The following is a 15,842-nucleotide window of genomic DNA, read 5'->3' as shown; positions in this document are numbered from 1 at the left end:
CACTATTAATTTTGGTTAATAAAAAAGATCAGACGTGTTGTAAATACTCCCGAACTATTTTTTTGTTACTGTAATGGTTGATCCTTGCAATGAAAATGAAAATTGGTTGGTGCTGTTATTCAATGATTGTAAAAATTCGCCCAGACTTTGATTCTTATCCAAATAACAGGTAAAAAATTGTCCTTCTATTTGTTGATGTGCGGCATTTATATCTACATTATACCACCTGGAAATAGTTTGCAGAATATTGGTTAATGGTTTATTGCTAAATCTTATCCATCCATCCTTCCAGGAAGTATATTCTTCTGTATTTACGTGCTGTACCTGGATTTGCGCCCCTTTCAACACCGCCTGTTCTCCCGGTTGCAGTACTTGTTGTCTCCCTACAGCCACTACTTGTACCTTACCACTTACCAGTGTTGTAAGCTGCTGCTGTTCTTCCTCATAATCACGCACACAGAATGCTGTTCCTAATACTTTTATTTCCTGCGCATGTGTGCGCACAATAAATGGTTGCGATGCTACTGCCGCCACTTCCAGGTATACTTCTCCAGAAATCGTCACTACTCTTTCCCCTCCTGTAAATACCGCAGGATAAGTAATGCTGGACATCGCATTCAGCCACGCTTTGGAGCCATCGGGCAATTGCACCTGGTAGGTAGCGCCACGTGGCGTAGTCAATGTATAATCCACTGGCTTGGAAGTAGCTACCTGCATGTTGCCATGCTGCACCTGTACTTGATTACCACCCAGTATAAAACTACTGTCTCCTCCATGCAAATCCACTTCCTCATTACCAGCTTTCAGCACAGCAAAATTACCCGCTGGTTTCTGCGCCGCTACCACTATTGCCATTGCTTTTGCATGGCTATTTTCCGTAGATCGCATGCGCCAAAACATTCCCATAGCCAGGACCACTACCGCTGCAGCAGACCACCAGAATATCCTGAGACGACGCATCACCACTACTTTACCTCCAATGTAATCTTCTTCTATAGTATGGGAATCTTCCCCAATAACATGCCGTTGCACAGCACTATGAGATGCCCCTGATTGAGACGCCTCATTCCACTGATTCGCTGCCGTAAACCGCTCCCACATTACATTCGTGTCAAAAAAACGTTGCTGCTGCAACACCTCCAACAACCGACGTAATTCCGCAGGCTCCTTTAAGAGCATACTCCGCGCAGGATCCGCCTGCAACCATGATTGCACAACAGCATCCTGCGGCTGCAAAGCTCCGCTCAGTAAACCGGATAATATCTCTATATCTGACTGTTCCATCAATAACTATAAGGACCTGTATAAGTAAGACACGGGCTTGTTGAAAATGTACTACGCGCTAAAGGAAAAATTTTTAAATAAAATTTCATCTCCCCAGCAAACACAATACCATCAAGGATGCCAGCACCAGAATAATATTATTTCTTAAAATATCGTATGCCTTGCTTACCTGATTTCGCACCGTAAAAACAGAAATACCCAATTCCTCCGCTACCTCTTTGTACTTCTTTTGCTCCAAGCAAACCTTTTCAAATATAATCCTACACTGAGGAGGTAAACCCGCTATCACCTGCTCCAACTGACGCACCCTATCCTGGAAAAGCATCTCCTGCTCCAACGGACCTTCGTCTGCCTGCAATTCTTCCGGCAAATGGTCTTCGGAAATAAACTTATTATCACGTAAATAATTCAGACTGGCATTATGCACCGCCCGGAAAGCATAACGCTGAGGAGAAATTTGAATCTGCAGCTCGATACGTTGCTGCCACAACTTGGAAAAGAATTCCTGCACAATATCCTCCGCTGCCTGCTTGTCTTTTACTATACGAAAGGAATAGGCACACAAAGCTGCTACCGTACTTTTAAAGAATTGTTCAAAAGCGGCAGGGTCGCGCTGAAGCGCTTCCCAAGAATAGTTGTCTGATCGGTGCTGCTTATTCAAAATATTATTAACTAGACGGATTGCTTCAAATATATAAATTAAAATCAAAAAGCTCCACCAGCCACATCTTAGGCCCGCCTAAAAAATATATACACCACCCGTTTCTTTATTTACTAAATTGGGCAGACTATTTTCCCTACGGAAATATGTATAAAATCGTTACAACAATGGAATGGAACGCACTTCAGCCACAAACCCTGTGGACAAACTTCGCCCATCTGAACGCAATTCCCAGAGCTTCCAAAAATGAAGCCGCAGCAATTGCTTTCGTCATGAAATTCGGCGAAAAACTGGGCCTTCCGGTAATCAAAGACGCTACCGGAAATGTCATCATTAAAAAACCTGCCAGCCCTGGCATGGAAAACAGACCAACAGTAGTGCTGCAGTCGCACCTCGACATGGTGCACCAGAAAAATAATGATACTGATTTCGACTTCGATACACAAGGTATCAATATGTTCATTGATGGTGACTGGGTAAGAGCCAAAGGTACTACCCTCGGCGCGGATAACGGTATCGGCGTAGCAGCTATCATGGCTATCCTGGAAGATAAAACCCTCGTACATCCTGCCCTCGAAGCGCTCTTCACCATCGATGAAGAAACCGGTATGACAGGTGCTATCAGCCTGGACCCCGCCAATATCAGCGGTACTATCCTCCTCAACCTGGATACAGAAGAAGAACATGCTTTCACGATCGGCTGTGCCGGTGGCCTGGATACCAATACCCACGCCACTTACAAGGAAGTACCTGCCGGTGATGGATTCATTTCCTATATCCTGAAAGTAAAAGGCTTACAAGGTGGTCACTCTGGTATGGATATCCACAAAGGTCGCGGTAATGCCAATAAATTAATGAACCGACTGCTGTACAAAGCACAGCAGGTATTTGATATCCAACTGGTAACACTGGATGGTGGTAGCCTCCGCAATGCAATTCCACGCGAATCTACTGCACAAGTCCTGATCTCTAAATCAGAAGAAGCCGATTTTCTGCAATTCGTACGCGATTACGAAATCGCAATTAAAGAGGAATATAAACATGTAGAACCTAAGCTGGCATTGGATTTTACCACCACTACCCATCCTGGCGTCATGATGGACCCAGCCTATTTCGGAAAACTCACCAGAGCTCTGTATGCCCTGCCAAATGGCGTTTTCCGCATGAGCCCAGAAATACCTGGACTGGTGGAAACCTCTACCAACCTGGCCCGCGTAATCGCGAAAGATGGCGTGTTTACCACCCAATCTCTCCAGCGTAGTAGCGTAGACAGTACGAAGGAAGATGTCGCCTTCGCTGTAAGAGCAGGCCTGGAAAATATCGGCTGTGAAGTGAATCAGGAAGGTGGTTACCCTGGTTGGAAACCGAATAAGGATTCCGTTATCCTCCAGGTAATGACAAAACTCTTTAAGGAACAATACAACCAAGAACCAGAAGTAGGCGCCGTTCACGCTGGACTGGAATGTGGTATCCTCGGATCTCATCTGCCTGGTATGGATATGATCTCTTTTGGTCCTACCATCCTGGATGCACACTCTCCAGATGAAAGAGTACAAATCTCTTCTGTAGAACGTTTCTACAAGTTGCTGACACGTACATTACAAGAAATACCTACTAAAGCATAATAATGAAGGCCGGAATAAATTCCGGCCTTTCTTTTTGAATCAACTATTCGGACTTGAGACTGTGAGCTGGATTTATAATGGCTGTTTTTATTGCCTGATAACTGATCGTACAAAGCGTGACCAACATAGCTAACAAAAAGGCATATACGAAAACAACCGGCGAAATTTGAATACGATAATCATACCGTTCCAACCAAGATTGTAATATCAACCAGGCCAACGGCACGGCAATGGCACTACCCACCATTACCAACAAGAGAAACTGTCTGCTAAGTAACATCCACAGATGCATAGTGGAAGCCCCCATGACCTTGCGAATGGCAATCTCCCTGGTTCTCCTAGCAGCAGAATAAGCAGCAAGCCCCAACAACCCAAAACAGGACACCAATATGGCCAAGATCGCAAAAATCCCTGCCAGATTGCCTGTCAGCACTTCCATTTTAAATTTCTTTTCATAAGCCACATCCGCAAATGCATAATCATAGGGATAAGCAGGATTATATCGGGAGAAAATAGGCGCAATTTTGGCCAATGATACCTGCGTTGGCATTTCGCTGTTCAGTCGGTAAATAACAGCGCCCATATTGTTATCGTGACTGAATATAGTGGGCTCCGCTGGCGTGAATGGTGATTTCATCAACACATCCTTCGCTACGCCTACTATCGTAACACGGAATTTCCCATTCATTACAATCGTTTGCCCTACTGGATGTTGGAGGTTCATCCTTTTAACCGCGGCCTCATTCACAATAACCAGCCCGGAATCAGCGGCTATCGTTTGATAGAAATCACGCCCCTCCTTAATTTGCATCCCAACGGTATGAAAATATCCATCCTGTACAGACATTGTAATAGTATTGATAAAGGAAGACGGCTGTCCCGTCTTACCTTCCCACTGATTTATAACGCCATGTGAATTTACTTCTGTTACGGAGCTACTCGCAGCCGTTACAGATGTTACCGCGCCAGATGCTAGCAGGTCATTCTTTAATGCGGGAAAGTTACGATCCAGATCCACCGTTATATCGGTAGATACCAATCCTGTTGCATCATATCCAGTTGGTCTTGATCTGCCATATTGTATCTGTTGATAAATAACAATGGTGGCAATTATCAAGGCTACAGAAGCAGCAAATTGCACGATGATCATTGCCCGCATCACACCACCGGATTTCCCTGGTTGTTTCAGCCCCTTCAACACCACTACCGGACGGAAGCCGGATAACAAGAAGGCAGGTCTACTCCCAGCCAATAAGGTCACTGTTATGATAAACAAGAGCAATACCATCCAGGCAAACGGTTGCTGGAAAGGTATCCGAATAGCGGCGCCCACCAGCGCATTGAAATACGGCATGATAGCAAACAACAATCCTACACTCAATACTGCGGCAATGGTAGTCAATAGTAACGACTGCATCATGAATTGAATAATCAAACTACTGCGCGAAGAGCCAATCGCCTTCCTAACACCAACTTCACGGGCTCGCTTATCTGCCATGGCGGTAGAAAGATTCACAAAATTGATACAGGCAATTAGCAGGATCAATAACCCTATAATCGTAAACATCCGTACATAGGCAATAAATCCTCCTAACACTTTTCCATTTTCGATTTTATCATAGAGATGCCATTGCACTAGTGGATGCATCATGGCACTCAGACGCGTATCAGGAACGTTGGAATAAATCAGGTCACTAGCTTTTTTCGCCACTCCTTCCGGATGAACGCCAGGAGCCAGTTTTACAAAACATTGAAATGAATTATTCTGCCAATCGTCCCGTACATCTTGTATCCATTTATAGGCTAATTCCAAATTTCTAAATGGAAAGAGGTAATCAAATTTTATAGTTGCATTATCTGGAACATCCGCCAATACACCCGTTACACGCAGGTCTTGCTGATTTTCGAGTCGTACAATTTTATTGATAGGATCTTCATTTCCAAAAAGTGATTTTGCGGTAGATTGGGTGAGCACAATACTATTGGGAACTTGCAACATACTCACATCCCCACTGATTACTTTATAATGAAATATATCCAGGAACTCCGGCCCTACAGCACCGCCCTGTAAAATGAATTTCTTATCTCCTACCGCAATACCCCTGTCAGAAAACCAGTCTGTCAATACCGCCTTCTCCACTCCAGGGATAGCTGTTTTCATCGCTGCTGCGAGTGGCCGAGAGGTTGCATTCATAGCATGTTTTCCCCCATCGTTATCCACATAATTCGTTTTCACCTGGTAGATATTCTCATATCCCGGCAAAAACTGATCATACGTATATTGATGCCAAGCCCACAATCCAATCAACAATGAAACCGTCATGCCTATAGCAAGTCCTGCTACGTTTAGTAACGTATATCCCGGGTTATTTTTGCAATTCCTCCATGCCGCCTTCAGATAATTGCGAATCATAATTTTTTTTGAGAGACATCCCGAATAGAATGCCAGTAGTTAATAAATTGATTATCAACAAGAACAAAGTTAATCGCTGTTCATTTACGGACGAAGTTGCATCAAAATTGAACAACAATATAAGTTCAGCTTTTTACTATATATGGCAGACAATTTTACGAGACAAAATCCAAACCTTACTATACACCTGATTCAAAAAATTGTATATCTTGCCTTACAATAAATTAGTTGATAGTATTCCACGTAGAACCAAAATCGTAACAAACACTTAATAAAAGACTTATTCCCTTTAATATACTTTTGTGCAATGGTAAATGATAAGCAGATACAATCACTGTTTCATAGGGTCTGCTATAATAATGATATGCAAGCGTACAACGAATTATACATAGCGTTGTGTACCCGATTGATTCATTTTTCTGCATCCATTGTATCCTCTTTTCATCTGGCAGAAGAAATTGTGTCGGATGTCTTTATCACGTTGTGGCAAAAACGGAATAACCTATCACACGTAGAAAATCCGCTGGTATATCTGTATGTCAGCGCAAAAAATCTTTCTCTTAATACGCTACAACAGCAAAAAAAACATCAACATCGGTCAATTGAGCATATAAATCTAGATATCCTATCTATTGCACCAGATGCAGAAAATGGAATGGTATCTGCCGAAGTCTCTCAAAAAATAGAAGGGGCTATCCGCAGCTTGCCGGCCCGCTGCCAACTGATTTTCCGCTTAATTAAACATGATGGCCTCAGTTACCGAGAAGTAGCCACCCTACTAGGTATATCTCCTAAAACCGTTGATGCACAACTAACCATCGCAGTAAAAAAAATATCCCAAGCTATTCGATTCGACCTATCGGATGAAATCGTGCAAACCTTCCTCCGGATTGATTCTTAACTTTTTTTCATTTCTCTTAGGGAGTTTCTACCTGTTTATTTGTCCTTCTTATCACGGAGAGACAAATTACGGCGTATCACAACAAGGGAGTTATATTGTCTCTTATCTGTAAATATGGATCAGGAAAAACTCTATGCGTTGCTGGCTCGCGAAATGGCCGGCCAACTTTCAGAAAAAGAAGCTAGTGACTTGCAGCAATTGCTGCAACGATATCCTGATGCCGGTTACATACGGGAAGTGTTCTCTCAAAATTGGTCGCCAGTAAGCAATCAATATACATCCACACAAGTTCAACAACTACTGGAAAAACATCAGTCACGCCTGCAAGAGGCCATGGCTGAAACAATAATTACACCTGAAGAAGAAGTACCACGAAAAGTATGGAAGCTTTACCTGGGAATAGCCGCCAGCTTACTGATGCTAATATCTGTCGGCTTCTACTTTTTTCAGCCCAAGCGAATAAAAGCCACAGCGGCCTTAGCACAATTAGTTACTTCCAAACGCACACGCTCGCAAATTCTATTACCCGATGGTTCACGGGTATGGCTAAACGCTGGAAGCAAACTCGACTATCCAGAACAGTTTGAACCACATAAGCCAAGAGAAGTAAACCTCGAAGGAGAAGCCTTCTTCGTGGTAGCCAGCGATGCAGAAAGACCATTCCGAGTACACACCAAAACATTTCATGTACGCGTATTAGGCACTTCCTTTAACGTAAGAGCCTACCCAATGGAAGACAGTGCTGTAACCACACTGGTGCAAGGAGCCGTGGAGGTAGTGTTAGACAATAATACCAAACAAGTAGTCGCCCTCAGGCCCAACGAGAAACTAACTATTCCTATTCATACCACGCCAGCAGAAATCCATAACACACCTGTTCCATTACCACAAAAAGCTAAACTGGTGCTAGTACAGGATAGCATTATCACGGAAACAGCCTGGGTTCAGAATAAACTGGCCTTCAAACACCTCCAGTTGGAAAAAGTAACCGCGATGCTGGAACAATGGTATGGCGTGGAAATAGATTTTCGCAACAACAGTAAACGGAATTTATTCTTCACAGGCGTATTTGAAGCGGAAAATCTAGAGCAGGTACTCAACGCCCTGGAATACACGCAGTCATTTAGCTGGGAGAAAGACAGTACCGGAAAAATTTGGATCAAATAATATTTCTATTCAATATAAAAACGATAGCCAGAACAGACAGTAATTTCAAAAAATAGAGAAGTAAAACGATTTAGCTAATAGCCGAAAAAAAACGGGAAATGTTCGCACCATTCCCCGCATAATATCGGTTAACGGCATTGTATTGACTAAAATTTCCATCAACAATTTATTAACCAACAAAACAAATGTATGAAAAAAAGTACAGTGGGCAATTGGCTTCCGCCAGGTCGGAAGCTATATAAACTGTTAATTTTTATGAAGCTTTCCATGCTGCTAATCACCGTCGCCTTTTTACATGTAAGTGCTGCCGTGCATTCGCAATCTACCATTACAGTGAAACTTACACAAGTACACTTAGAGAAGGCACTCGCCCTGTTGGAGAAAAACAGTCATTACCGTTTTGTTTACAACGACGATAACCTGCCAGCAAATCTCAAAGTATCATTGGATGCCAAAGACTGGAGTATCGATGAAGTACTGAATAAAATGTTGGATAATACATCCCTTCATTTCAGAAAAATGTCTGATAAATTGATTGTTATCGCGCCAGCAAATACAGTCAGTAAAGATGTACTGGTGAAAGGACATGTAGTTAGTACAGCGGGCGAAGCCCTGCCTGGCGTAACCGTGCGATTGAAAAATACGACCATCGGTACAGTTACCAACGAGAAAGGTAACTTCGATCTAAAGGTCCCTGAAAATGCTATCCTACAGCTCACTTTTGTTGGTTTCGACCAACAGGAAGTAGCGGTGAATGGCCGGGAAAATATCACTATCACGATGGAACCTTCCAAAAATTCTATGGAAGAAGTAATCGTGGTAGGTTATGGTACCCAGAAAAAAATTAACGTAACAGGTGCTATTGATCAGATAGCCGGCAAACAACTGGCAGAACGTCCTATTGCCAATGTGATGCAAGGCTTACAAGGCTTGAGTCCTGGACTGAATATCAGCTATGCTGGTGGTAAACCCGGACAAGTTCCGAATATCAATATCCGCGGTGTAGCAACGATCGCTGGTCAAAACGGTATGGTGGCGCCACTGATTATCATTGACGGTATCGCTGCTGCTACAGATGATATGATGCGTCTCAACCCTGCTGATATCGCTTCTATTTCTGTACTCAGAGATGCCGCTTCGGCTGCTATCTATGGTGCTAGAGCCTCTTTCGGCGTTATCCTCATTACGACCAAACAAGGCAATGCAGGCGGTAAACAAACCGTTAGCTATAGCAACTATTTTGCTAAATCCCGCCGCACGGTAATGCCAGAACCAGTCACCGATCCTTATATCTATTCTCGCGTACTGGAAACATCTACCGATAATACACCTTGGGATTATGTGAACTTCTCCGATGAGTATTATAAATGGGCCAAACAAAGATCCGAAAATCCTTCCCTGCCTGATACCCGCGTTGATCCCAACGACCCTACCAAATGGGCATATATGGGTAGCAACAACTGGAATAATTATTTCTTCAGTAAAACAAATCCTTCGCAATATCACAGCATTTCCCTCAGTGGTAGCGCGGAAACAGCTAAAAAAACGCCTATCACCTACCTGTTGTCAGCCGACTACACGAAGGAAAATGGCTTGAACAAATTAGCCAAAGACGAGTGGAACAGAACCGGTATGCGTGCTAAGATCAACCTGAAGCCTATCAGTTGGTTACAACTGGATAATAACCTGAGCATTTATCAAACAAAGGCAGACGGCCCTACCTATAACATTACCGATGTATACTATCTGCAACCTACGCAGGTGGCCGTAAACCCTGATGGTACCTGGGCTAACACAGGTGCCGGACGTCTTGCAGCCCAACTGGTAAACGGCGGACGCAATGTGAATACACGCTTTGGATTCCAAGATGTAATCAAAGGAATTGCCTCTTTCCTAAACAACGACCTGCAAATCACCGGCGACGCTAGCTTTCAGCGTGAATTATGGAAAACGCATATCGACCAGAATTCGTATAAAATCGGATATGGCCCTAATGATGTTCGCCAGGAAGGTAGCAGCGCTGTAACAGAAAGTAATGTTTTCGTGAGACACGATGTTTTCGACCTGTATGCCAACTATCATAAAACCATTGCAAAAAATCATTCCTTCACATTACTGGCAGGATACAACCAGGAAAGTCAGGAATGGGAATATGTAGATGCTAGTAAAAAAAATATCATCTCTCCTGCTTTGCCCTATATAAAACTTACCAGCGGCGATGCTTCGGCTAGCGGATCTTATTCCTCCTTTGCCATCAGAAGTCTTTTTGGACGTATCAACTATACTTTTAAAGATCGATATATCCTTGAAGCCAATGGCCGATATGATGGTTCTTCCCGCTTCCCATCCAGCAACCGCGTAGGCCTGTTCCCTTCCGTTTCTGCTGCTTGGATAGCCAGTGAAGAGGCTTTCATCAAACGGATACCTGTTATATCTGTGCTGAAGTTCAGAGGTTCCTATGGTAGCCTGGGTAACCAAAATGTTTCCTACTTCGGATACCTCCAACAACTCCCTACCAAAAACTCCGGTTATCTTATAGATGGTAACTATAACCAAACCATTATTGGTGGAGCGCCACTGCTGAAAGTCGATCCGTCTACCTATACCTGGGAAAAAGTAACCACCACCAACGTTGGTACTGATATAGGTTTCATGGAAAACAGATTGCAAGCGTCCTTCGACTACTTTATCCGCAATACCACTGGAATGCTCGCACCCGGACAAGAATTGCCTGCAGTACTCGGTACCGGTGCTCCTATGAAAAATGCGGCCGACTTATCCACCCGTGGTTGGGAACTCTCTGCAGCTTACCGCAATGACTTTAAGGTAGGCGGCAAACCATTCAACTTCGGCCTGAAAGTAACCTTGTCTGATGATAAAACCGTTATCACCCACTATAAAAATGATCAACATTTATTCAGTGGTAACTACTGGGATGGACAAACCTTCGGCGAAATCTGGGGCCTAACCAATGATGGCTATTTCAAAGACAAAAACGATACTAAAACCCTCGACGAATCTGCTATCGTGCCATGGGGCGCACTGGAAATCAAAGAAGGCTGGCCTAAATACAAAGACCTGGACGGCAACGGTAAAATAGAGTTAGGCACTTCCGCCAAAGATCCGAAAGACCTGAAAGTAATCGGTAATACCAGTCCACATTACCGCTATGGTATTAATCTGGATATGAATTGGAACGGCATTGATCTCTCTGTATTTATGCAGGGAATTGGCAAAATGGATTACTATCCACATCACTACTTGTTCTGGGGACCACTGCAACAACCATATGCCAACGTTTATCCGTGGAACCTCGACTTCTACCGCGCCACTGCGGATAATGAAGCCACCCGTGCTAAACACAGCGAATCTTATATTAAAGCAGGACTCGCAGATGCCAATACCCATTCCTATTATCCAGTACTACAGGCCTGGTTGGCGGATAACAATAACCACAAGGGATTGGATATCCCGCAAACAAAATACCTGTTGAGCGCTGCCTACATGCGTATTAAGAATATCACCATCGGATATACGGTGCCTGCATCCTTAACAAAACGCTACCATATCAATCGCCTGCGCTTCTTTGTTAGCGGTGAAAACATTTTTGAATTCTCTGCCATTAAAAAATACCTGGATCCGGAATCTATTATCGATGGCTACGGATGGGCATATCCTTACCAACGCAAATATGCAGCAGGATTGAATCTCGACTTGTAATACCGGACATCACAAATATTGCAACATGAAAAAACTCACTAAATATATCGCCATAGGAATGCTGATCGTCGGCAGTTCCTGTAAGAAGGACTTCCTGAACCGATATCCACAGGATACAGTTTCACCAGATTTATTTTTCAAATCAGAAACAGATCTGTCCCTTTATATTAATGGATTGCTCGACCTGCCTGGCACCTGGCAATACCTCGGCGACCAAAGCAGCGATAACACCGCTACTACCGGTTCCATTGAAATAAAAAATATAATGATCGGTACGCCAACCTCTCAGACCATTACTGGTGGCTGGGATTGGAGTCGCTTACGTAACATTAATTATTTCCTGGATAACTATAGCAAAGCTGCTGTACCCCAAGAAACAAAAGACCATTACGCCGGCCTCGCCAGATATTACCGCGCTGCTTTTTACTTTGGTAAAATCAGCCGCTTTTCTGATGTTCCTTGGTATGGAAAAACACTGCAACCAGAAGACCCGGCCCTCTACAAAGCCCGCGACCCACGTGCGCTGGTAGTAGATAGTATGATGGCAGACCTGTCATTTGCGGTGAATCACATACGTGAAAAAGTACCTGTTGGTACCCCAAATGTTTGGGCCGCTAAAATGCTGTTTGCCAGAATTGCACTCTATGAAGCAACCTTTCGGAGATATCACCCGGAACTAAACCTACAATCCACTGCCGATCGTTTTCTTGACAGTGCTGTAGCTCAAACCAAGGATATCATGGCTTCGGGTAAATTCGCCATCTACACCGATCAAGGCCCTACAAAATCATATGCAGCCTTATTCGCCAGCCAAGATGCCTCAAAAATTTCGGAAGTAATATTGGCCGACTCCTACGATTATGCGAAAAGCAATGGTGCCAGCAATAGTAATATCAATGGTTACGTGTTTGGCGATTATGAACAATCTCCTTCCCGCGACCTGGTACAAACTTACCTGATGAAAGATGGTAGCCGCTTTACGGATATCCCTGGCTACGACAAATTCCTGTTTACACAAGAATTTCAGAACAGAGATCCTCGTATGGCGCAAACATTGGTATATCCTGGCTTTAAGCGCTCCAATGACACCCGTCCCTACAATCAACGTTTAAATAAAAACTTTACCGGTTACCACCAGTTAAAAGGTTATTTCAATACTACTGATAACGTAGCGGCAGGAAGCATGTTCTTCCCGGTTTATCGCTATGCGGAAGCATTGCTCATCTATGCAGAAGCCCTCGCAGAAAAAGGTAACCTCACTCAAAGTGATCTGGATAAATCAGTAAACCTAATCCGCGCCCGTGTAGGTATGCCTGCCATCGACCTCGTTGGGAGCAACGCCAATATTGACCCTGTGTTAATGGCGCAATATCCTGATGTAAGCGGCCCACTGAAAGGAACCATATTGGAAATCCGTCGCGAAAGAAGAGTGGAGTTTGCCCTGGAAGGATACCGCTACGATGACCTGATGAGATGGCACGCGGGTAAACTGCTGCAAAAAATACCAGAAGGCATGTACTTCCCAGGATTGGGTAAATACGACGTGACCGGCGATGGTATCGAAGATATTATGCTGATAGATAAAAGTCAGGATATCCCTGCTGATGCCGATAAAGTGAAAAATTCGCTGGGTATAAACCTAGACTATTACAAGGCTGGTAGTTTCGGAGACGACGTAACAGTATACCTGAAGAATGGTGCTGCCGGAGGCACCATTGTAACGGAAACGAATATACGTACTTTCCAAGAGCCGAAGTACTATTATCGTCCTATTCCTTTTAACCAGGTGGCACTGAATCCAAACCTGAAACAAATTTTTGGCTGGGAATAATCCATATCATGAATAGAAGAGATATTTTAAAACGCACTGGTCTGCTGGCAGCCGGTTCCCTCCTGGGACCGGTGGCCGCCAGCGCGGCTACTACCAGCAAACGTAGCCCTGTACTCACGGTGGCGCATATAACGGATGTGCATATACGTGAAGACCTCAACGCTCCTGCACGATTCAAAAAATGCCTGGAAGAAATTAAAAAGAAAAAAGTCGATTTCTTCCTCAATGGAGGCGATTCCATCTTCGATGCTTCGTATGATAATGTTGTCCGCGATCGGGTTACACTACTCTGGGGCATCTGGGACGATTGCATCAGTAGCCTGAAATCATATGATGTCTATAGTTGCCTCGGCAACCACGATATGTGGTGGAAAGCGCCCTCCAAAGAAGACGATATGTACGGTAAAAACTATGTAGTCAAACGTTTGAAAATACCACACCGCTACTATAGCTTCACGCGTAACGGCTGGCACTTTATCATCCTGGACAGCAACAACGCAAACGTATCCTTGGATGAAGAACAATACCAATGGCTGGAAAATGATTTGAAATCATTGCCTGCAGGTACGCCTACCCTCGTGATGTCGCACTACCCGATACTAGGTGTTACGCCTATCCTCGTAGGCGGCGGGCACTCAGATCACCAACGCCTGAAATCACTGTTCTTTCAGCACCGCGATAAAGTAAAAGTATGCTTAAGCGGTCATAATCACCTGGCGGATAATGCAGTGTATAATGGGGTTCGCTACTGCTGTAATGGCGCTATGAGCGGTTTCTGGTGGGGCGCCGGCGATAAAGAATCCGCTGGAGAAGGGTATTACCTGGAAACACCTCCCGGCTATGCCATCCTGAAACTATATGCCGATGGTACACTGGAAAATGAGTATATCGCTCATTCCTAATCAGCATAACTTGACTAGTCCTAAATAAAAAACCGCTACAATGAAATGTTGTAGCGGTTTTTTATTTAAGACGAGTCTATGCCTAAAAAGAAAAAGCCGCTTCTAGAGCGGCTTTTTCGGTAGTTGCCCGACCTGGATTCGAACCAAGACAGTCAGAACCAAAATCTGATGTACTACCCTTATACTATCGGGCAATCAATGCTTAAGGTGCATATACCCCCGTTGTTTGGGATTGCAAAAGTATGCTTTTTTTTGAAACTGCAAAAAAAACTTTTCATTTTACAGCTTTTCCAATATCTGCGCCGGTTTTAACCACTCCATACAAGCATGATCCCCACGGAAACAAGGCTTATTCCCAAATACAGAACAAGGCCTGCATTCCAAATCCTGGATCTGCACCGCATTACTTTCCAACTGTCCATATCCCATAAATCCTGCATATGGATGCGTTGCCCCCCATACAGATACCACTGGCACTCCAAAAAGCGATGCCAGGTGCATATTCGCGGAATCCATACTCACCATAGTATCCAACTGACTGATAACGGCCATCTCCTCTTTCAACGACAATCGCCCCGCAACAGATACCGTCTGCGGATATTTCGCCGCCAAAGCGCCTAATTGTGCCACTTCTTCCTTCCCACCGCCAAATAGCAGGATCTTATGACCCTTTTCACCGGAAACAGTCGCTATGACTTCCTCCATCTTTGCTAAAGGATACATTTTTTCCACATATGTGGCAAATGGAGCGATTCCTACCCATTTATCAGTCCCTTTGGACCCTGTTACCACTAAAACGGATTGAGGTAAATCCCGGGGCGCAAAAACAGGTTTAGTCCCCATCTCACAAGAAAGCTGTAATGCCCTGAACACCTCCGCATACCTTTCAATGGTAGTCGTCAGTGGACGCAACACTTTATTTTCTTTACGCGTCAAAGCTTTCTTCTCAGCACGCCCTTTATCTATCGTACGCACCGGTACCCCCGACAATCGGAAAAATGTACTCACCACTTTAGACCTCAGTACATTGTGCAAATCCGCTACTGCCGCAATATTAAATTGACTACCCAACTCCTTGAAAAGACGGAAAAGGCCAGGAAACCCTTTGTGAACGCCCTTAAAATCCGCCGGATAAAAAGTGATCCCCGGAATGCCTTCACACAAAGCTCCCCAGTTCTTATTCGATACAAACACGATATCCACCCCTGGATTACTTTCCAACATCCGTTTCATCACAGGTATGGTCATGGCCATATCCCCCAATGCGGAAAATCGAAATACCAGAATGGTTCGCTTGCTTTGTTTAGCTGTCATCTTGCTAAATCTTGAAAAATGGGA

At 44.1% G+C, this 15,842-nt stretch carries 10 protein-coding genes and 1 tRNA gene; 6 read left to right on the top strand and 5 right to left on the bottom strand.

Features of this window, described 5'->3' with window-relative positions; genetic code table 11:
• Nucleotides 1-54 precede the first annotated feature (54 nt).
• Both JO154_RS09470 and JO154_RS09465 read right to left on the bottom strand, forming a co-directional pair.
• Nucleotides 55-1,284 carry a FecR family protein gene (locus JO154_RS09470; RefSeq protein ID WP_291944285.1) on the bottom strand — a complete coding sequence of 410 codons (1,230 nt, stop codon included), beginning with the start codon at nt 1,282-1,284 and terminating at the stop codon, nt 55-57.
• Between the two features lie 85 nt (nt 1,285-1,369).
• Nucleotides 1,370-1,945, bottom strand: a complete 576-nt coding sequence (locus JO154_RS09465; RefSeq protein WP_291944282.1) for an RNA polymerase sigma-70 factor — start codon at nt 1,943-1,945, stop codon at nt 1,370-1,372.
• Nucleotides 1,946-2,112: 167 nt separating this feature from the next.
• On the opposite strand from JO154_RS09465, the gene JO154_RS09460 reads away from it, so the two are divergent.
• Nucleotides 2,113-3,570, top strand: a complete 1,458-nt coding sequence (locus JO154_RS09460; RefSeq protein ID WP_291944278.1) for an aminoacyl-histidine dipeptidase — start codon at nt 2,113-2,115, stop codon at nt 3,568-3,570.
• 43 nt (nt 3,571-3,613) lie between these two features.
• On the opposite strand, the gene JO154_RS09455 is transcribed toward JO154_RS09460, so the two are convergent.
• Nucleotides 3,614-5,983 carry an ABC transporter permease gene (locus JO154_RS09455; RefSeq protein WP_291944276.1) on the bottom strand — a complete coding sequence of 790 codons (2,370 nt, stop codon included), beginning with the start codon at nt 5,981-5,983 and terminating at the stop codon, nt 3,614-3,616.
• 364 nt (nt 5,984-6,347) lie between these two features.
• Between JO154_RS09455 and JO154_RS09450 the strand changes: the two genes are divergently transcribed.
• From JO154_RS09450 to JO154_RS09430, 5 genes are all read left to right on the top strand, one after another.
• Nucleotides 6,348-6,884 (top strand): RNA polymerase sigma-70 factor, encoded by a 537-nt coding sequence (locus JO154_RS09450; protein WP_291944274.1) that lies wholly within the window; start codon nt 6,348-6,350, stop codon nt 6,882-6,884.
• Nucleotides 6,885-6,998: 114 nt separating this feature from the next.
• On the top strand, nt 6,999-8,051 hold the full coding sequence (locus tag JO154_RS09445; protein WP_291944272.1) for a FecR family protein: 1,053 nt from the start codon (nt 6,999-7,001) through the stop codon (nt 8,049-8,051).
• A 255-nt stretch (nt 8,052-8,306) separates the two neighbouring features.
• The gene (locus tag JO154_RS09440) at nt 8,307-11,771 is read left to right on the top strand and encodes a SusC/RagA family TonB-linked outer membrane protein (protein WP_291944270.1); all 3,465 of its coding nucleotides are present in this window, start codon (nt 8,307-8,309) and stop codon (nt 11,769-11,771) included.
• 25 nt (nt 11,772-11,796) lie between these two features.
• Complete coding sequence (locus JO154_RS09435) at nt 11,797-13,602, top strand: RagB/SusD family nutrient uptake outer membrane protein (protein ID WP_291944268.1); 1,806 nt, start codon at nt 11,797-11,799, stop codon at nt 13,600-13,602.
• An 8-nt stretch (nt 13,603-13,610) separates the two neighbouring features.
• Nucleotides 13,611-14,504 (top strand): metallophosphoesterase, encoded by an 894-nt coding sequence (locus tag JO154_RS09430; protein WP_291944265.1) that lies wholly within the window; start codon nt 13,611-13,613, stop codon nt 14,502-14,504.
• A 123-nt stretch (nt 14,505-14,627) separates the two neighbouring features.
• Here the strand turns inward: JO154_RS09430 and JO154_RS09425 are convergent.
• Nucleotides 14,628-14,698, bottom strand: a tRNA-Gln gene (locus tag JO154_RS09425).
• Nucleotides 14,699-14,783: 85 nt separating this feature from the next.
• The gene (locus JO154_RS09420; RefSeq protein ID WP_291944262.1) at nt 14,784-15,818 is read right to left on the bottom strand and encodes a glycosyltransferase family 9 protein; all 1,035 of its coding nucleotides are present in this window, start codon (nt 15,816-15,818) and stop codon (nt 14,784-14,786) included.
• Nucleotides 15,819-15,842 lie beyond the last annotated feature (24 nt).

Source organism: Chitinophaga sp. (genome assembly GCF_019236475.1).
Taxonomy (GTDB): domain Bacteria; phylum Bacteroidota; class Bacteroidia; order Chitinophagales; family Chitinophagaceae; genus Chitinophaga.
Note: the sequence above shows the minus strand (reverse complement) of the source record. Positions and strands in the feature narration are given on the sequence as shown.